We start from the raw sequence: 19,464 nt of genomic DNA on the forward strand, positions 1-19,464 counted from the left end.
ACACGAAGGAGATTCCCATGGGACAACTCGTCGATGGCGTTTGGCAAGACATCTGGTATGACACCTCATCCACCGGGGGCCGTTTCAAACGCTCAACCTCTCAGTTCCGCAACTGGGTGACCGCCGACGGTCAGCCGGGCGAACACGGAGTCGGGGGTTTTAAAGCGGAGCAAGATCGTTATCACCTGTACGTTTCACTCGCTTGCCCCTGGGCACATCGCACGCTGCTGATGCGTAAACTGAAAGGGTTGGAGTCACTTATTCCCGTTTCCGTGGTGCATCCGCTGATGCTGGAAAATGGCTGGACCTTTGGCACCGACTTCCCTGAGGCCACCGGCGACAGCCTGTACCACTCAGACTTTCTCTACCAGCTTTACCTGCGCGCCGACCCGCACTACACCGGCCGCGTGACGGTGCCAGTGCTGTGGGACAAACAGCAACAGACCATCGTCAGCAATGAATCGGCCGATATCATTCGCATGTTCAACAACGCATTTGATGGTGTTGGCGCACGCGCCGGCGACTATTATCCCACCGAGCTGCGCGGGAAAATTGATGAACTGAACGGTTGGATTTATGACCTGGTGAATAATGGCGTCTACAAGGCCGGTTTCGCCACCAGCCAGGAAGCCTATGACGAAGCGGTAAACGGGGTATTTGACGCACTGGCGCGACTGGAACAGATCCTGGGGCAACAGCGTTACCTGACGGGCGATCGCCTGACTGAGGCAGACCTGCGTCTGTGGACCACGCTGATACGCTTCGACCCGGTGTATGTCACCCACTTTAAATGCGACAAACACCGCATCAGCGATTATCTCAACCTGTATGGCTTCCTGCGGGACATCTACCAAATGCCGGGCATGGCCGAAACGGTCAGCCTGCCGCACATCCGCAATCACTATTACCGCAGCCATGCCACCATCAATCCGCACGGCATTATTTCTATCGGGCCGGCGCAAGATTTGGATGAGCCACACGGCCGCGACCGGCGTTTTAGTTAACGCACAACTCCCTTTTGCTTAACGGCAAAAGGGAGTTTTACTGTCGTTCCAACTGTGCAAACAGACGCGGAATTTCGCGCAGGAACCAGGCCTTTGCCTCCCCCATGCTGTCACGTCGCCAGGCCATAATGATGTCAACTTCGCGGCTGTATTCCGGTCCGACAACGCGCAGACGCCCTTCTTCGATATCTTTCTCAACCATCGGGTAAGGCATGGTCGCCACACCCAGGCCGGCCAGCAAAGCCAGGCGCTTGTCTTCAATGGTGCTGACCGTTAGCCGCTGCTGTTTATCCAACAATTGCACGGTTAACACCGGGCGTTCCCGGGCGGTATCCGCGACCGCAATGCCGCGGTACTTCACGCGCGTCACTTCAGACAGCGGCTCCGGTTCCAGGTGGATTGGATGGCCCGGTGCGGCTACATACACGCTCATCACCTTGTACAGCTTACGCGTATTGATTTCGGACGACGCACGGAAGTGCATATCCGGAGCGATAACAATATCCGCTCGCCCCTGTTCCAGCCTTTCCCAGGCACCGGCCAGCACCTCGGTCAAGATCGACACCTGGGTATTGGCCTTCAGCGCGAGTTTATCGACCAGCGGAAACAGTTTGCTCGGGGGTGATAGCGCCTCGCTGACAATCGTCAGGTGGGTTTCCCAGCCGCGCGCCAGCGCTTCGGCATCGGTGGTCAGCTTGTCTGCTGCCTCCAGAAGTACCCGTCCGCGCTCCAGCAGCATACGTCCGACGTTGGTGAACTTGGTACGGTGGCCGGAGCGGTCGAACAGCACCACGTCCAATTCTTCTTCCAATTTTTGCATGGTGTAGCTGAGCGCCGAAGGCACGCGCCCCAGCTCATCGGCTGCCGCAGCAAAGCTGCCACGTCGGTCAATCGCATCCATAACCCTTAACGCTTCAAGCGTTAACGCCCGATCTCTGGCCATCGAATCTCTCTGTCAGGAAATTTGAATATACCGACCAGATTAACTGGCTAACAATCCGCCGTCCAGATGCTTACCATCTAGATAATGAATTTAGAGAGCCGATTGCCATGATTACATGCAGAACAGCACAACAATGCGGGCAAGCTGACTTTGGTTGGCTGCAGGCTCGCTACACCTTTTCTTTTGGACACTACTTCGATCCCAAGCTGATGGGCTACGCCTCGCTGCGGGTATTAAATCAAGAAGTGCTGGCCCCGGGCGCGTCGTTCCAGCCACGCACCTACCCCAGCGTGGATATCCTGAATTTAATCCTGCAGGGTAAAGCGGAATACCGCGACAGCGAAGGCAACACGGTAAGCGCCAGGGCCGGTGAGGCTTTGCTGCTGGCCACCCAGCCGGGGCTGAGTTACAGCGAGCAGAACACCAGCAATGATACGCCGCTGACCCGCTTGCAACTGTGGCTGGATGCCTGCCCAGAGCGCAACAACGAACGCGTACAACGCCTGATGTTGCCAGAGACCGGCCTGACGCTGCTGGCCTCGCCAGACGGTGCTCAGGGCAGTCTGCAACTGCGTCAACAGGTGTGGATCCACCATCTGGATTTACAACCGGGCGAACAGCAGACGCTGGCGCTGAACGGACCGCGGGCGTACCTGCAATCGATCCACGGCACCATTGAAGCCCATGGCGAGCGCAACGACAGCCAACACCTGACCTGCGGCGATGGGGCGTTTATCCACGAGGAAAACCGCCTGACCATCCGCGCCGAGACACCGCTGCGCGCACTGCTGATCGATTTGCCGGTGTGATGGGCATCCAGAAAGGAAAAAACCCCGCGTAACTTGCGTCACGCGGGGTTTTCTTTATAGAGGGAGCTGACCGGTAAGCCGGGTTCTGTCGTGGACAGTCATTCCTCTAGGCCAGCAATCGCTCACTGGCTCAAGCAGCCTACCCGGGTTCAGTACGGGCCGTACCATGTGAACCCCTATTTGGCCTTGCTCCGGGTGGAGTTTACCGTGCCACGAACTGTTGCCAGTCGCGCGGTGCGCTCTTACCGCACCCTTTCACCCTTACCTGATCCCGCTTGCGCGGGCCATCGGCGGTTTGCTCTCTGTTGCACTAGTCGTAGGCTTGCGCCTCCCAGGCGTTACCTGGCACCCTGCCCTATGGAGCCCGGACTTTCCTCCCCTCCATCTGTCTCCCCCGAAAGGGACGGCAATGAAGCGGCGACTGTCTGGTCAACTCCGGCGCGGATAGTAGCGTTGCGCCCACCGCAGGTCAACCGCTTTACTGTTCTTGTTGCTCTAAAGCATATTTATACAACGCATTTTTCTTCACACCGTGGATCTCCGCCGCCAGCGCCGCCGCCTTTTTCAACGGCAGTTCTTTTTGCAGCAGTGCCAGGGTGCGCAGAGCCTCCAGCGGCAATGCGTCCTCCTGCGCCTTGTGGCCTTCAACGATCAGTACCATTTCGCCGCGACGTCGGACTTCATCTTCCTGCACCCAGGCCAGCAGTTCACCAACCGGTGCGCCGGTGATGGATTCCCAGGTTTTGGTCAGCTCGCGCGCCAGCACCACATAACGTTGCGGCCCCCAGACGGTGACCATGTCCTGCAAACTTTCCAGTAAACGGTGGGTGGATTCGTAGAAAATCAACGTGCGCGGTTCCTCTGCCAGCGCCATCAGCGTATCCTTACGGCCCTTGGTTTTCGCCGGCAGGAACCCTTCGTAGCAGAAACGGTCTGATGCCAAACCGGCGGCACAAAGTGCGGTAGTTGCCGCACAGGCACCTGGCAGCGGCACCACACGGATGCCTGCTTCACGGCAACGGCGCACCAGGTGATAACCAGGATCGTTGATCAACGGCGTACCCGCATCGGAAACCAGCGCAATGCTCTGGCCTTCCTGCAGTTTCGCCAACAGTTGATCGGCCTTTTGTTGTTCGTTATGGTCATGCAGCGCAAACAACCGCGCGCTAATCGCAAAGTGTTGCAGCAGCAACCCGGTATGGCGCGTGTCTTCCGCCGCAATCAGATCAACGCTTTTCAGTACCTCTAACGCACGGTGGGTAATATCCCCTAAATTGCCGATTGGGGTGGGCACCACATACAGCGTTGATGCAGAAATGACTGATTGTTGGTGTTGATTCATTGTTTCATCCGGGTTGCCGATTTAATATTGAGCATCTTGAAAAAAACATCACTGGATACAGTATGCTTTCCTCAACATTCGTTCGTACCAAAGCAGGGCGTTCAAAGCCTGTCCGACTTACCGCAGTTATCGCAGCAGCCCTTTTCCTTGCAGGCTGCCCAAGTCAGGCCCCGCAGACGCCGCCTGCCAATATACAGGACGAAGCGAGCGCCAGTTCCGATTACTATCTGCAGCAGCTGCAGCAAAGCAGCAATGATAACAAGGCTGACTGGCAATTACTTGCTATTCGCGCGTTGTTACGCGAAGGGAAACTGCCGCAGGCTAGTGAACAACTGAACCAACTGCCGAAAAACCTCAGCAGCGTGCAGCAGGTGGAAAGCCAGTTGCTGACCGCAGAACTGCAGGTGGCGAACAAAAGCTACGTCAGCGCGCGCAGCACGCTGGGTCATATCGATAGCGGTTCGCTATCAGCCAATCAGCTGGTGCGCTTCTACCAGGCGCAGATCGCGGCCAATCAGGGTAAACCTTCCCTGCCGCTAATCCGCGCTTACATTGCGCAAGAGCCATTGCTGACCGGCAAGGCACATCAGAACAACCTGGATCAAACCTGGCAGTCACTGCTGCAACTGACGCCGCAGGACATGAACAGCCTGGTGATCAACGCCAATGAAAATGTGCTGCAAGGCTGGCTGGATCTGCTACGGGTGTATCAGGACAACAAACAGGATCCTGACCTGCTGAAAGCCGGGATTAAAGACTGGCAGAACCGCTATCCGCAGAACCCGGCGGCAAAAACGCTACCGACCCAGTTGAACCAGGTACTGCACTTTACCCAGGCTTCCACGTCGAAAATCGCTCTGCTGCTGCCGCTGAACGGCCAGGCCAAAGTGTTCGCCGACGCGATCCAAAAAGGCTTTGAAGCGGCTAAAAATGGCGTGACGCCTTCTACGCCGGTTCAGCAACAGCAACCCGCCAGCGTGCCTGAGCAGGCAGTGCAACCGGCATCAACCGATCAAAACGCCAATGGTGCGGTGAGCACCTCGGCACCAGATGCGGCCCCGGTGACCGCCGCTCAGCCGTCCGCGCCTTCTACTGCGCCAATTACACCGCCGCAGGCCGCTAACGCACAGATTAAAGTGTATGATACCTCCAGCCAACCGCTGGCCGCGTTGCTGACGCAGGCACAGCAGGATGGCGCGACCCTGGTGGTCGGCCCGCTGCTGAAAGAAAACGTCGATCAACTGGCCAGCAGCACCACTACGCTGAACGTGCTGGCGCTCAATCAGCCGGAAACGCCGAAAGATAACCCGAATATCTGTTACTTCGCCCTTTCTCCGGAAGACGAAGCGCGTGATGCAGCCCGTCATATTTGGGAACAGCAGAAGCGGCAGCCGCTGTTGCTGATCCCACGCGGTGCCTTCGGCGATCGCGTTGCCAAAGCCTTTAACCAGGAGTGGCAGAAACTGGGTGGCCAAACCGTGCTACAGCAAGGCATCGGTTCCGCCAGTGAGCTGCGCCAGATGGTCAACAGCGGTGGTATTCGCATGTCCGGTACGCCAATCTCCACCGCACCGGCGCCGCAGGCAGTGACCATTGCCGGGCTGACTATTCCGGCACCACCAAGCGATACGCCTGCAACCAGCGGTGGCAGCGTAGACTCGGTTTATATCGTCGCGACTCAGTCCCAGCTGACGCTGATCAAACCGATGATCGATATGGCCACCAACTCGCGCAGCAAACCGGCAATGTACGCCAGTTCTCGCAGCTACCAGGCCGGTGCCGGCCCGGACTTCCGTCTGGAAATGGAAGGCCTGCAGTTCAGTGATATTCCATTGTTGGCCGGCGCTAACCCGCAGTTGTTGCAGCAGGCAAGCAGCCAGTTCCGCAACGACTATTCGCTGGTGCGCCTGTACGCAATGGGGATGGATGCCTGGACATTGTCCAACCACTTTGCTGAAATGCGCCAGTTGCCTGGCTTCCAGGTCTCCGGCACCACTGGCGTACTCACCGCCGCGCCAGGCTGTGTGATCAACAGAAAGCTGCCTTGGCTGCAATATCGTCAGGGCACGGTCGTTCCGGTCTCTTGAGTCAACGCGCCATAGGGGCGGGCTATGAGTTACAGGCCCGCCACTATCTGGAACGCGCCGGGCTCACCTTCTGCGCCGCCAATGTGGCGCTGCGTGGCGGTGAGCTCGATCTCATCATGCGCGATGGTCAAACCTGGGTGTTCGTTGAAGTCCGCTACCGCCGCAGTGACGCTTTTGGCGGTGCTGCTGCCAGCGTCACTTATCGCAAGCAGCAGCGGTTGCTGCATGCCGCCGCCGTGTGGCTGGCGGGACGCGGAGCCAGTTTTGACACATCGTCTTGCCGTTTTGATGTTTTGGCCATCACCGGTAGCCAGTTAGAATGGATACCCAACGCCTTCAATGCGGATTAATCATGGTTTACCGGTGCAGACCGGCCCTTTGACTTAGTGGATTAATACAACGTGCTGGATAGAATTAAAGCCTGTTTTACCGAAAGCATCCAAACCCAGATTGCGGCAGCGGAGGCCTTGCCCGACGCCATTTCGCGTGCTGCGATGACGCTGGTTCAATCCTTACTTAACGGTAATAAAATTCTGTGCTGCGGCAACGGCACCTCGGCGGCCAACGCGCAGCATTTCGCCGCCAGCATGATCAATCGCTTTGAAACCGAGCGCCCAAGCCTGCCGGCCATCGCGCTGAATGCCGATAACGTGGTGCTGACGGCGATCACCAACGATCGGCTGCACGACGAAGTTTATGCCAAACAAGTTCGCGCGCTCGGCCATGCCGGCGACGTATTGCTGGCAATTTCCACCCGCGGCAACAGCCGTGATATTGTGAAAGCGGTCGAAGCCGCAGTGACGCGCGACATGACGATCGTCGCACTGACCGGCTATGACGGCGGTGAGCTGGCCGGCTTGCTCGGCCAGCAGGATGTCGAGATCCGCATTCCATCGCACCGCAGTGCACGTATTCAGGAAATGCATATGCTTACCGTAAATTGCCTGTGCGACCTGATTGATAGTACGTTGTTTCCCCACCAGGACGAATAAGGAACTGAGATGAAGCTGAAAGCCACATTTGCAGTGCTGTCCAGCGCCCTGCTGTTACAAGGCTGTATTGCAGGCGTTGTCGTTGGCAGCGCCGCCGTTGCCACCAAAACTGCCACCGACCCACGTAGCGTCGGGACTCAGGTAGACGACGGCACGCTGGAAGCCCGGGTTGAAAACGCCCTGAGTAAAGATCAGCAGTTGAAGAAAGAGGCCCGGGTGGTTGCGACCGCCTATCAGGGTAAGGTGCTGCTGACCGGCCAGGCGCCGAATACCGATCTGGCCGCCCGCGCCAAGCAGATCGCGATGGGTGTTGAAGGCACGACCGAAGTGTATAACGAGGTCCGTCAGGGTACGCCGGTCAGTCTGAGCACCGCGTCTTCCGACACCTGGATCACCACCAAGGTGCGTTCACAATTGCTCACCAGCGATGCAGTGAAATCATCCAATGTGAAAGTCACCACCGAAAATGGTGAAGTGTTCCTGCTGGGTCTGGTCACGCAACAGGAAGCGCAGTCTGCGGCACAGACCGCCAGCCAGGTCGGCGGCGTGAAACACGTCACCACCGCCTTTACCTTTGTGAAATAACCGCTTGCCGGGGAAAGTGGCTTCAGCATTGTCTGATGCCCTCACCCCGGCCCTCTCCCACCGGAGAGGGGAAAGCTCACTCAATCCAGATTATTTTCTTTCAGAAACCCTTCACCACCCAACTGACGCATCTGGCGCATGATCCACTGCTGCCGCTGTACCACGTAGCCCGAAGGCGCATTGGCTTTGAAGCGATGCGGGTTGGGCAAGACTGCCGCCAGCAATGCCGCCTCTGAGGCCGTCAGACGTTTGGCCGGTTTATTGAAAAAGCGCTGTGACGCTTCCTCCACGCCGAAGACGCCATCGCCGAACTCCACGATATTCAGATAAACCGTCAGGATCCGTCGCTTGGTCCACACCAGCTCAATGCCCGATGTCAGCCCGGCCTCCAGCCCTTTGCGCAGCCAACTGCGGCCATCCCACAGGAACAGGTTCTTCGCCGTTTGCTGGGACAGCGTAGAGGCACCACGGATGCGCGTGGGCCGACGTTCGTTGTGGCTAAACGCCTTTTCGATCGCCGCCACGTCAAACCCCCAGTGCTCCGGGAATTTCTGGTCTTCCGCCGCCATCACCGCCAACGCCATCTGCGGGGAAATATCGTCCATCGACACCCAGTCGGAATGCGCCACATAGCTAAAATCGCCATTCAGCCAGGCACCGATCTGCCGTTCAACCATCACCGCAGAAAAAGGCACTGGCAGAAAAGCAAAGGCAAGGATCCCCAGTAGCCATGCGCCAACCAGCACAATTAATCCACGTTTCAGCCAAAACCAGGGCCGGGAAAAAATCGATTTGCCCGCAGATTTTCTCATTCAGTCAAATCCAGCACCCGTGAAACCAGCTTATCAATTCCGCTGGCCGCCTCAGCGATCGATTTCGCCAGCATATAGGCCGGCGTAGTCACCACTTTGTTCTCGATATCCACTACGATGTCGTCAACCGGACAAATCACCGGCTCGCCGCCCATGGCATCAATCACTTCACCCAGGTCGGGATCGTTGCCAATGGTCAGCCGCACTTGTTGATCCAGCAACTTCGGCAGCAAGGCAGGCGCAATACACATAAAACCAATTGGTTTATTTGCCTTATGCATTTGCTGCGTTAACTTAGCCAAATCCTTATCAATCCAGCATTCCGCCCCTTCGCTGGCAAAACTGCTGAGGTTCTTTGCCGCACCAAAGCCGCCGGGGACGATCAGGGCGTCGAGTTGGCTGGCGTCGGCCTGTGAAAGCGGCTGAACCTTGCCTCTGGCAATGCGCGCAGACTCCACTAAAACATTGCGATTTTCCGGCACTACATCGCCAGATAAATGATTGATAACATGAAGTTGAGGTTTATCCGGGGCAAAACACACCGCCTGCGCCCCCGCCCGGTCCAACGCCAGCAGCGTCAGGACGGCTTCATGGATCTCCGAACCGTCATAAACCCCACAGCCACTCAGCACTACGCCAACGTTTTTCATCACCCTTCCTCCTGTCGCTGCTGTCAACTGGTTAGTGCTCTGAGTTGACAAACACTAATCTACATCACACATTTTAATGAATCTTCTAACAAGAGCGCTTACATTTGCTATGTTGTTGGCTGTATGATGTTTAGGAATTCTCTACAACCTGCTCGACCAGAACATTAAAACCAATACGCAGGTTCACAATTTCCCTGGTGTTGGCGCAATATTCGCGCACCCCGGCCTAGGTCGGGGTCATTTTTTTTCAGCTTCCGCTACCCACTCACGCAGTACCTGCACATCGTTGCGCCATTCCAGCTTCAACTCATCAACCCAATCTTGCACGTTATCCCACCATGCCGGCAGCGTCGGAGTTTGAATTTGCTGCGCAATTTGTTGCAGATGACGCAGGCCAACCGAGCCGGCGGCACCTTTGATTTTATGCCCCTCTTCCGTGATGCCTTTCTGGTCGCGCGCCGTCATGTTGGAATCCAGCACTGCCAGATAACCCGGCATCATCTGCTCAAACATCTCCAGGCTTTGATGAATCAACTGCGGCCCCACCAGGTCCATATACTGTTCCAGCATGGTGGTATCCAGTAAAGACTCATTAATCTTCATCGTCTTTTGCTCCGTTTTCTTTGTGGTGTGAGAGGGTTGATGATCCCAGTAATGTTTAATCACTTTGGTCAGCGCCGGTACCGACAGCGGCTTGCTCAGCACATCGTCCATTCCCGCGTCGAGGTACTCTTTTTTGTCTTTCAGCACGTTGGCAGTCAGCGCAACCAGCGGTGGCAGCGCCTGCCCGGCATAGCGTTCACGCAATATCCGGGCGATATCCAGCCCGGTCATATCCGGCAACTGGATGTCCAACAGCACCAAATCGAACTCGTCCGGATCAAACATGGCCAGCGCATCCTGGCCGTTCATCGCCACTTCAACGCTGTTACCCAGTTTTTCCAGTACCGAACGCGCCACAATCACATTCAGCTCAATATCTTCCACCAGCAGGATATGCAGCGCCGGCAATGGCAGTTCCTCTTCAACTGCGGTTTCACTTTCCACTTCCTGCACCGCCGGTGCCTTGATGGATAAGGTGAAGCAAGAACCCTGCCCCTGTACGCTGCTGACGGTGATATCGCCGCCCATGCTCTGCGCCAGCCGCTTGGAAACCGCCAGCCCAATGCCGGTACCGGTTGCCGGACGGCCGCCGTGCTGATCCTTCACCTGATAATACATGGCGAAGATCTTGTCCTGTTCATCCTGCGGAATGCCCATGCCGGAGTCTTCCACTTCAAACACCAGCCGATCCTGCTCTTCACGCCGCACCCGCACCACGATTTGCCCCTGCGGGGTAAACTTCACCGCGTTGCCGATCAGGTTCCACAGGATCTGCCGCAGGCGGGTACCATCGGCGATGATTTGTTGCGGCAGCGGTTGCTGCGGCTCCATCACAAACTGCAGCCCTTTCGGCTGCACCAGCAGGCCGGAGAGGTTTTCCAAATCGGCCAGGAAGCCGGTAAAGTCCACCGGTTGATTGTCGAGCTGCACTTTACGGCGCTCGAGTTTGTCCATCTCGATAATGTCATTGAAGATATTACCCAGCGTGATGGCGCTGACATGGATGGTTTTGAGGTATTTCAGCTGTTCGTCGTTTAATTCGGTATCGAGCAGAATGCGACTCAGGCCGACGATGCCGTTAAGCGGCGTACGAAGCTCGTGGCTGATCGTTGAGATGAAGGTAGTCTTGTCCCTGCTGGCATTCTCCAGCGCGTCCTGATAGCGCTTACGTTCGGTTATATCGCGGCCAAAGCCCATAAGGCCGTGGCGTTTGCCCACGCGGTCGTAAAACGGCACCTTGCGCAGCTCAAAACAGGCCTTGCGACCATCCGGGTAAACCAGCCACTGTTCGTAGGTCAGTGAGACGTTGTGACGGAACACTTTCTCGTCGGTTTCGATTACCTTCTCGGCAATTTCCTCACCGTAGACGTCAAAAGGCGTCAGACCGATCAGCTGCTTTTCGCTTTTGCCGGTCAGCAGTTCCATCGCCCGGTTACAACCAGAGAACTCTTTGTCTTCGTTGCGGTAATAGACCAGATCCGGTGAGGCGTCGAGGAAGGAGCGCAACAGCGCCGACTGCTGGCCCAGTTCGATCTGCGCCAGTTCACGCTGCTCCATCTCTCCCGTCAGTTTGTCCATCACCTGCTGACGTTCTTCTTCCGCCTTGATACGGTCGGCAATTTCCTGATTCAGTTGGCTGATGTTGTCCTTAAGCTGTTGGTTCAGCTCCAGGTCGCGGTGGCGCATCTCTTCGAGCTTATCCACCAGCCGCGTCAGGCGCTGGCGCGACTCCTCAAGCTGTTCGACCACCACCGACAGAAAGTAGACCGCCCATGGCGTAATCAGCAGGCCGAAGAAGATAGAACGCACCACGTCTATGCTTTCTACTTCCCCGCGCAGCAGCATGGTGACCGCCATCTGTACCACCATCGCCAGCACCACCAGCGCCGATGCCAGCAGCAGCGAAAAGCGCACTAGCCCCAGTTTTACCATTAAATCAACGTAGTACTGGGCTAACACCCGGATTTGCTTCATAGCCGCTCCCATCAGACAGAATCTTGTAAATCATACCGTAAAACCCCGGTGAGATAAGAAAGCAAACGCCGAAGTGTGGGAAAGATTGCAAATCAAAACAGTGCGCAAGGGCGATATTGCTGCTTTTCTTCCAATGCGCTGCCCTGGCCGCCATGGCGTTGCAGATAGCCCCCCACCGCCTGCATGCCGTTCCAACGGTTTTCGCACCATAATGGTGCCAACAGCGTCGGCCGGCGGGCACTGGCGGAGATGCGGTGATATACCACCTCTTTCGGCGTATGGCGGATCATCTCACCGGCGCTGCAGGCATACTCCTCGAGCGCCAGCTCAGGCAAGCGCCCAGCCTGCCAGGCCCGCGCCAGGGTGCTGCCGGTCACGATATGCAGCGGGTGCAGCTTGATGCCGTCCACCCCGCTGTCCACCACCTGTTGCAGGGTCGACAGATGGTCGGCGGCCGTTTCCCCTGGCAGCCCAACAATCAGATGGCTGCAGACCTTCAACCCGCGTTCACGCGCCAGCCGAGCGGTGTGCTGATAACAGGAGAAATCATGGCCGCGATTGATGCGTTTCAGAGTTTTATCGTGCGCGGTCTGTAGCCCCAACTCCAGCCACACCTCATAGCCCTGTTCAAGGTAACCCGCCAGCAGATCCAGCGCGGCGGGCGGTACACAGTCCGGGCGCGTGCCGACGCAGATACCGACCATATCCGCCTGCGCCAGCGCCTGCCGATACATCTGTGCCAGCAGGCTCACTTCGGCATAAGTACTGGTATAAGCCTGGAAATAGGCCAGATAGCGCTTGGCGCGGTTGACCCTGACCGCCTGCAGCGCCAACTGCTCGGCGATACTTTGTTGCTGCATCTGTTCATCGGCGAAAGAGGCTACATTGCAAAAGGTACAGCCGCCGCGCCCAAGCGTGCCATCGCGGTTCGGGCAACTGAAACCGCCATGCAGCGTGAGTTTATGGATCTTTTCACCGTAGCGGCGCTGAAGATCGGCGCCAAACATATTGACTAATTGCGGCAACTGCATAATCTTGGGAGTCTCTGTGCTCAAAGCCCGTGATGCTAATAAGAAACGGCTTTTCCCGCGATGACAGAGATCAACGCTTTCCCCGCAAGGCTTCACCAGGCATAACTATTCATTATAAATGCAAATAAAATCACTCTGGCCGAGATGAATTTTTCTTATTCTCACGCAACCGTTCACGTCAATATGACAAAGCGATGAAAAATAGTTATAAACAACGAAAAAGAATAACTTATTAGAATAAAATTCCGACATTCCCACCCGCACTAGCATGGTGCAGAGATTCAGGCGTTGCACTATAGTGAGACAGCTCACATTTCTCCGGGGGTTACTGCTCTCCTGCACAAGCTCAAAAACGGATATAACATATTAAATATCAATTAATTGAGCGCAAAAAATCCCATAAGAAACCCCCTTAGGCCTATAGTTGACCTGCGTATTCTTTCTCGCTAAGTTGGAAGTCCGCTGGAAGCTTTCTGGACGGGCAAACGTCTCGTCATATTTATGCAGTAATTTAAGACTCCCTCTTAAAACAAGTCATTTACCACTTGTGAGAACCGTCACGAGAGGCCATTAACGGAGGGCGGAAAAGCAGATCGGCGCTATTAACCTTGCTGATTGGACTTCTGCCTGAAATTAAGAAGCCGCTCGCAGTGGGTTGTGAGAGTCACGCAGAGCCTGGGGAGGTTCACTGATATGTTGTACGATAAATCCCAAGAGCGGGACAACTGTGGTTTCGGCCTGATCGCCCACATAGAAGGCGAACCTAGCCATAAGGTGGTGCGTACCGCTATTCACGCACTTGCCCGTATGCAGCACCGTGGCGCAATCCTTGCTGACGGCAAGACTGGCGACGGTTGCGGCCTGTTATTGCAAAAGCCCGATCGCTTCTTCCGCATGGTCGCAGAAGAGCGCAGCTGGCGTTTAGCCAAGAACTACGCCGTTGGCATGATGTTCCTCAGCCAGAACGAAGAGGAAGCCCGTGCCAGCCGCCGCATTGTCGAAGAAGAGCTGCAGAATGAAACGCTGTCGGTAGTCGGCTGGCGTGAAGTGCCGACCAACCCGGACGTATTGGGTGAGATCGCCCTCTCTTCTCTGCCACGCATTGAACAAATCTTCGTTAACGCCCCGGCCGGTTGGCGTCCGCGTGATATGGAACGCCGCCTGTTTATCGCGCGTCGCCGTATCGAGAAGCGCGTCCAGGACGACAGCTTCTACGTCTGCAGCTTCTCGAATCTGGTGACGATCTATAAAGGCCTGTGCATGCCTGCGGATCTGCCGCGTTTCTATCTTGATTTGGCGGATCTGCGCCTGGAATCGGCCATTTGCCTGTTCCACCAGCGTTTTTCCACCAACACCGTGCCACGCTGGCCGCTGGCGCAGCCGTTCCGCTATCTGGCGCACAACGGCGAGATCAACACCATCACCGGCAACCGTCAGTGGGCGCGTGCCCGTACTTATAAATTCCAGACGCCGCTGATCCCGGATTTGCAGACTGCAGCACCCTTCGTTAACGAAACCGGCTCCGACTCCAGTTCGCTGGATAACATGCTGGAACTGCTGCTGGCGGGCGGGATGGATCTGATCCGTGCCATGCGCCTGCTGGTGCCGCCGGCCTGGCAGAACAACCCGGATATGGACACCGATCTACGCGCCTTCTTCGACTTCAACTCGATGCACATGGAGCCGTGGGACGGCCCTGCCGGCATCGTGATGTCCGACGGCCGCTACGCTGCCTGTAACCTGGACCGTAACGGCCTGCGTCCGGCGCGCTACGTCATCACCAAAGACAAGCTGATCACCTGCGCCTCGGAAGTCGGTATCTGGGATTACCAACCCGATGAAGTGGTAGAGAAAGGCCGCGTGGGCCCTGGCGAACTGATGGTGATCGACACCCGCAGCGGCAGGATCCTGCACTCCGCCGAGACCGACGACGATCTGAAAAGCCGCCATCCGTATAAAGAGTGGATGGAAAAGAACGTCAAACGTCTGGTGCCATTCGAAGATCTACCGGCCGATCAGGTTGGCAGCCGTGAGCTTGACGACTCGCAGCTTGAGACTTACCAGAAACAGTTTGGCTACAGCAGCGAAGAACTGGATCAGGTGATCCGCGTGCTGGGTGAGATTGGCCAGGAAGCCACGGGTTCAATGGGTGACGATACCCCATTCGCCGTGCTCTCCAGCCGTCCACGCATTATTTATGACTATTTCCGTCAGCAGTTCGCCCAGGTGACCAACCCACCGATCGACCCGCTGCGTGAAGCGCATGTGATGTCGCTGGCGACCAGCATCGGCCGCGAAATGAACGTGTTCTGCGAGGCCGAAGGCCAGGCACACCGTTTAAGCTTCAAATCGCCGATCCTGCTGTACTCCGACTTCAAACAGCTCACCACGCTGGAAGGCGAATACTATCGCGCCGATACGCTTGATCTGACCTTTGATCCGGCGGAGCAGGATTTGGAGCAGACCATCCGCGCCCTGTGCGACGAAGCGGAACGCAAAGTCCGCGACGGCGCCGTGCTGCTGGTATTGTCCGACCGCGCGATCTCCACCAGCCGTCTGCCGGTGCCTGCACCGATGGCCGTAGGGGCGATCCAGACCCGTCTGGTTGAAAAGAGCCTGCGTTGCGACGCCAACATTATTGTTGAAACCGCCAGCGCCCGCGATCCACACCATTTCGCCGTATTGCTGGGCTTCGGTGCAACGGCGGTCTACCCGTACCTGGCCTACGAAACCCTGGCCAAACTGGTAGATACCCAGGCAATCGACAAGAAATACCGTGAAGTGATGCTGAACTACCGTAACGGCATCAACAAAGGCCTGTACAAGATCATGTCCAAAATGGGCATCTCGACCATTGCCTCTTACCGCTGCGCCAAACTGTTCGAGGCCGTCGGTCTGCATCGCGATTTGTCCGATCTGTGCTTCCAGGGCGTGGTCAGCCGTATCGGCGGTGCCAGCTTCAGTGACATCCAACAGGATCTGCAGAACCTGTCCAAGCGTGCCTGGCTGAAACGCAAACCGCTGGAACAAGGCGGCCTGCTGAAGTTCGTCCACGACGGCGAGTACCATGCGTACAACCCTGACGTGGTGAGCACGCTGCAAACCGCGGTCCACAGCGGCAAATACAGCGACTATCAGACTTACGCCAAGCTGGTGAATGAACGCCCGGTGGCAATGCTGCGCGACCTGTTGGCCATCACGCCGAAAGGCACGCCAATCCCGGTCGATCAGGTTGAACCGGCAGAATCGCTGTTCAAACGCTTCGATACCGCGGCCATGTCTATCGGCGCCCTGAGCCCGGAAGCGCATGAGTCGCTGGCGATTGCCATGAACAGCCTCGGCGGCTTCTCCAACTCCGGTGAAGGCGGCGAAGATCCGGCACGTTACGGCACCAACAAGGTGTCACGCATCAAGCAGGTGGCATCCGGCCGTTTCGGCGTGACTCCGGCCTACCTGGTAAATGCCGATGTGATCCAAATTAAAGTGGCGCAAGGGGCCAAGCCGGGTGAAGGCGGCCAGTTGCCGGGCGACAAGGTGACCCCTTATATCGCCAAGCTGCGTTACTCGGTACCGGGCGTGACCCTGATATCGCCACCGCCGCACCACGACATCTACTCGATCGAAGATCTGGCGCAGTTGATTTTCGACCTGAAACAGGTCAACCCGAAGGCGATGATTTCGGTGAAACTGGTGTCAGAACCGGGCGTGGGTACCATTGCCACCGGCGTGGCGAAAGCCTATGCCGACCTGATCACCATTGCCGGCTACGACGGCGGTACCGGCGCCAGCCCACTGTCTTCGGTAAAATACGCCGGCTGTCCGTGGGAACTGGGTCTGGTGGAAACACAGCAGGCGCTGGTGGCTAACGGCCTGCGCCATAAAATCCGCTTGCAGGTAGACGGCGGCCTGAAAACCGGCGTGGATATCGTCAAAGCGGCGATCCTCGGTGCGGAAAGCTTTGGCTTCGGTACCGGCCCTATGGTGGCGCTGGGCTGTAAATATCTGCGTATCTGTCACCTGAATAACTGCGCTACCGGCGTAGCAACTCAGGATGAAAAACTGCGCCGCGATCACTACCACGGCCTGCCGGAACGTGTGGTTAACTACTTCCAGTTTATCGCCCGTGAAACCCGCGAGATTATGGCGCAACTGGGTGTCAGCCAACTGGTAGATCTGATTGGCCGCACTGAGTTCCTGACCGAGCTGGATGGCATTTCTGCCAAGCAGAACAAGCTGGATCTGTCACCGTTGCTGCAAACCGCCACGCCGCATCCGGGCAAGGCGCTGTACTGCACCGAAAGCAGCAACCCGCCGTTCGACCAGGGGTTGATGAACAAAGATCTGCTGGCGCAGGCGCAACCGCATATCGAAGCCAGACAAAGCAAGGCTTTCTACTTCGATATCCGCAATACCGACCGTTCGGTGGGCGCCACCCTGTCCGGGGCTATCGCTACCGTGCACGGCGATCAGGGCATGGCTGCCGACCCGATCAAGGCGTACTTCTCCGGTACTGCCGGCCAGAGTTTCGGCGTCTGGAATGCGGGTGGGGTTGAACTGACCCTGACCGGCGACGCCAACGACTACGTTGGTAAAGGCATGGCCGGTGGCCGTATCGCGGTACGTCCGCCGATTGGTTCTGCGTTCCGCAGCCACGAAGCCAGCATCATAGGTAATACCTGTTTATATGGTGCGACCGGCGGCAAGTTGTTCGCCGCTGGCCGGGCAGGCGAACGCTTTGCCGTGCGTAACTCCGGTGCCATCACCGTCGTCGAAGGTATCGGTGACAACGGTTGTGAATACATGACCGGCGGTATTGTCTGCGTAATGGGCAAAACCGGCATCAACTTTGGTGCGGGCATGACCGGCGGCTTCGCCTACGTGCTGGATGAAGACGGCGAGTTCCGCAAACGTGTGAATCCAGAGTTGGTGGAAGTGTTGGATGTCGAACAACTGGCTATCCATGAAGAGCACCTGCGCGGCTTGATTACCGAGCACGTCCAGGCGACAGGTTCTTCGCGTGCGGAAGAGATCCTGGCCAACTGGCCGGAATGGGCACCGAAGTTCGCTCTGGTCAAGCCGAAGTCCAGTGATGTCAAAGCATTGTTGGGTCACCGTAGTCGAACCGCTGCAGAGCTGCGGGTTCAGGCGCAGTAAGAGGTCATTAATGAGTCAGAATGTTTATCAATTTATCGACCTGCAGCGCGTTGATCCGCCAAAGAAACCGCTCAAGATCCGTAAAATTGAGTTTGTAGAGATTTACGAGCCGTTTTCGGAAAGTCAGGCGAAGGCGCAGGCGGACCGTTGTCTGTCCTGCGGTAACCCTTATTGCGAATGGAAATGCCCGGTTCACAACTACATCCCGAACTGGCTGAAGCTGGCGAATGAAGGCCGCATCATGGAGGCAGCGGATCTGGCGCACCAGACCAACAGCCTGCCGGAAGTGTGCGGTCGCGTCTGCCCGCAGGATCGTCTGTGTGAAGGTTCCTGTACCCTGAACGACGAGTTCGGTGCGGTGACCATCGGCAACATCGAACGCTATATCAGCGATAAAGCGATTGAGATGGGCTGGAAACCGGACATGTCTCACGTGCTGCCTACCGGTAAACGCGTGGCGGTGATCGGGGCCGGCCCGGCAGGCCTGGCCTGTGCCGATGTACTGACCCGTAACGGCGTGAAAGCGGTGGTTTACGATCGTCACCCGGAGATCGGCGGCCTGCTAACCTTCGGGATCCCGGCCTTCAAGCTGGAAAAAGAAGTGATGGTGAAGCGCCGTGGCATCTTCAGCGAGATGGGCATTGAGTTCCAACTCAATACCGAAGTGGGCAAAGACATCACCATGGAGACGCTGCTGAGTGATTATGACGCGGTGTTCCTCGGCGTCGGTACCTATCAGTCAATGCGCGGTGGCCTGGAGAACGAGGATGCGCCGGGGGTCTATGACGCCCTGCCGTTCCTGATCGCCAACACCAAGCAGTTGATGGGCTATCAGGCCGAGCAGCACGAGCCTTATGTCAGCATGGAAGGTAAACGTGTGGTGGTGCTGGGCGGTGGTGACACCGCGATGGACTGCGTGCGTACCTCTATTCGCCAGGGGGCAACCGACGTTATCTGCGCCTACCGCCGTGATGAAGCCAACATGCCAGGCTCCAAACGCGAAGTGAAAAACGCGCGTGAGGAAGGGGTTGATTTCAAATTCAACCTGCAGCCGCTGAGCATCGAACTCAACAGCGCCGGTCGCGTGGCCGGAGTGAAAATGGTTCGTACCCAGTTGGGTGCACCGGATGCCAACGGCCGCCAGATTGCTGAGCAGGTACCTGGTTCCGAGCACATCATTGATGCCGATGCGGTGGTTATGGCCTTTGGTTTCCGTCCGCACCAGATGGACTGGCTGGCCGCGCACGATGTGGAGCTCGACAAACAGGGCCGCATTGTGGCACCGGAAAGCACCGATAATGCCTTCCAGACCAGCAACCCGAAAATCTTCGCCGGTGGCGATGCGGTGCGCGGGTCGGATCTGGTGGTAACGGCGATTGCCGAAGGTCGTAAAGCTGCCGATGGCATCATGAGCTACCTGGAAGTCTAATCTTCCATCGGCTTTTCCCCAAAGGGCCCGCAGGTGATCTGCCGGGCCC

At 57.1% G+C, this 19,464-nt stretch carries 14 protein-coding genes and 1 other RNA gene; 8 read left to right on the forward strand and 7 right to left on the reverse strand.

The genetic code is table 11. From position 1 onward, the window contains the following. Positions 1-17 precede the first annotated feature (17 nt). Positions 18-1,004 (forward strand): glutathione S-transferase family protein, encoded by a 987-nt coding sequence (locus SERS4_RS0122400; RefSeq protein ID WP_017894128.1) that lies wholly within the window; start codon positions 18-20, stop codon positions 1,002-1,004. Between the two features lie 37 nt (positions 1,005-1,041). Here SERS4_RS0122400 and SERS4_RS0122405 read toward each other — a convergent pair whose 3' ends face one another. Further along, the gene (locus tag SERS4_RS0122405; protein ID WP_012147030.1) at positions 1,042-1,947 is read right to left on the reverse strand and encodes a LysR family transcriptional regulator; all 906 of its coding nucleotides are present in this window, start codon (positions 1,945-1,947) and stop codon (positions 1,042-1,044) included. A gap of 107 nt (positions 1,948-2,054) precedes the next feature. On the opposite strand from SERS4_RS0122405, the gene SERS4_RS0122410 reads away from it, so the two are divergent. Further along, positions 2,055-2,756 (forward strand): pirin family protein, encoded by a 702-nt coding sequence (locus tag SERS4_RS0122410; protein ID WP_017894130.1) that lies wholly within the window; start codon positions 2,055-2,057, stop codon positions 2,754-2,756. Between the two features lie 58 nt (positions 2,757-2,814). On the opposite strand, the gene rnpB is transcribed toward SERS4_RS0122410, so the two are convergent. Next, positions 2,815-3,193, reverse strand: an RNA gene (rnpB, locus tag SERS4_RS25985) — RNase P RNA component class A. Between the two features lie 41 nt (positions 3,194-3,234). Beyond that, positions 3,235-4,098 carry a 16S rRNA (cytidine(1402)-2'-O)-methyltransferase gene (gene rsmI, locus SERS4_RS0122415; protein ID WP_012147032.1) on the reverse strand — a complete coding sequence of 288 codons (864 nt, stop codon included), beginning with the start codon at positions 4,096-4,098 and terminating at the stop codon, positions 3,235-3,237. 62 nt (positions 4,099-4,160) lie between these two features. On the opposite strand from rsmI, the gene SERS4_RS0122420 reads away from it, so the two are divergent. Genes SERS4_RS0122420 through dolP form a run of 4 tightly spaced genes read left to right on the forward strand, consistent with a single transcriptional unit; the run spans position 4,161 to position 7,762 of the window. Next, on the forward strand, positions 4,161-6,185 hold the full coding sequence (locus tag SERS4_RS0122420; RefSeq protein ID WP_017894131.1) for a penicillin-binding protein activator: 2,025 nt from the start codon (positions 4,161-4,163) through the stop codon (positions 6,183-6,185). After that, positions 6,182-6,535 carry a YraN family protein gene (locus tag SERS4_RS0122425; protein ID WP_012147034.1) on the forward strand — a complete coding sequence of 118 codons (354 nt, stop codon included), beginning with the start codon at positions 6,182-6,184 and terminating at the stop codon, positions 6,533-6,535. Before SERS4_RS0122420 ends, SERS4_RS0122425 begins: the two co-directional genes overlap by 4 nt. 51 nt (positions 6,536-6,586) lie before the next feature. Beyond that, positions 6,587-7,177: a DnaA initiator-associating protein DiaA gene (gene diaA, locus SERS4_RS0122430; RefSeq protein ID WP_004948462.1), complete on the forward strand. Its 591-nt coding sequence runs from the start codon at positions 6,587-6,589 to the stop codon at positions 7,175-7,177. Between the two features lie 9 nt (positions 7,178-7,186). Then, the gene (gene dolP, locus SERS4_RS0122435; protein WP_012147035.1) at positions 7,187-7,762 is read left to right on the forward strand and encodes a division/outer membrane stress-associated lipid-binding lipoprotein; all 576 of its coding nucleotides are present in this window, start codon (positions 7,187-7,189) and stop codon (positions 7,760-7,762) included. Positions 7,763-7,842: 80 nt separating this feature from the next. Here dolP and mtgA read toward each other — a convergent pair whose 3' ends face one another. The 4 genes from mtgA to SERS4_RS0122455 all read right to left on the reverse strand — a co-directional run bounded on the left by mtgA (position 7,843) and on the right by SERS4_RS0122455 (position 12,832). Beyond that, entirely contained in the window at positions 7,843-8,574 is a 732-nt protein-coding gene (gene mtgA / locus SERS4_RS0122440) for a monofunctional biosynthetic peptidoglycan transglycosylase (RefSeq protein ID WP_017894132.1), read from the reverse strand. Continuing rightward, positions 8,571-9,224 (reverse strand): isoprenoid biosynthesis glyoxalase ElbB, encoded by a 654-nt coding sequence (elbB, locus tag SERS4_RS0122445; protein ID WP_017894133.1) that lies wholly within the window; start codon positions 9,222-9,224, stop codon positions 8,571-8,573. The genes mtgA and elbB overlap by 4 nt, the downstream gene beginning before the upstream one ends. Positions 9,225-9,461: 237 nt before the next feature. Then, positions 9,462-11,801, reverse strand: a complete 2,340-nt coding sequence (gene arcB, locus SERS4_RS0122450; RefSeq protein WP_012147038.1) for an aerobic respiration two-component sensor histidine kinase ArcB — start codon at positions 11,799-11,801, stop codon at positions 9,462-9,464. A 92-nt stretch (positions 11,802-11,893) separates the two neighbouring features. Then, entirely contained in the window at positions 11,894-12,832 is a 939-nt protein-coding gene (locus SERS4_RS0122455) for a TIGR01212 family radical SAM protein (RefSeq protein WP_012147039.1), read from the reverse strand. Between the two features lie 693 nt (positions 12,833-13,525). Between SERS4_RS0122455 and gltB the strand changes: the two genes are divergently transcribed. Together gltB and SERS4_RS0122465 are read left to right on the forward strand one after the other, a co-directional pair. Further along, on the forward strand, positions 13,526-17,986 hold the full coding sequence (gltB, locus tag SERS4_RS0122460) for a glutamate synthase large subunit (protein ID WP_012147040.1): 4,461 nt from the start codon (positions 13,526-13,528) through the stop codon (positions 17,984-17,986). A gap of 10 nt (positions 17,987-17,996) precedes the next feature. Next, positions 17,997-19,415, forward strand: coding sequence for a glutamate synthase small subunit (locus SERS4_RS0122465; RefSeq protein ID WP_012147041.1), 1,419 nt, complete (start codon positions 17,997-17,999; stop codon positions 19,413-19,415). The last annotated feature ends 49 nt before the right edge of the window (positions 19,416-19,464 follow it).

Source organism: Serratia sp. S4 (assembly GCF_000347995.1).
Taxonomy (GTDB): domain Bacteria; phylum Pseudomonadota; class Gammaproteobacteria; order Enterobacterales; family Enterobacteriaceae; genus Serratia; species Serratia quinivorans.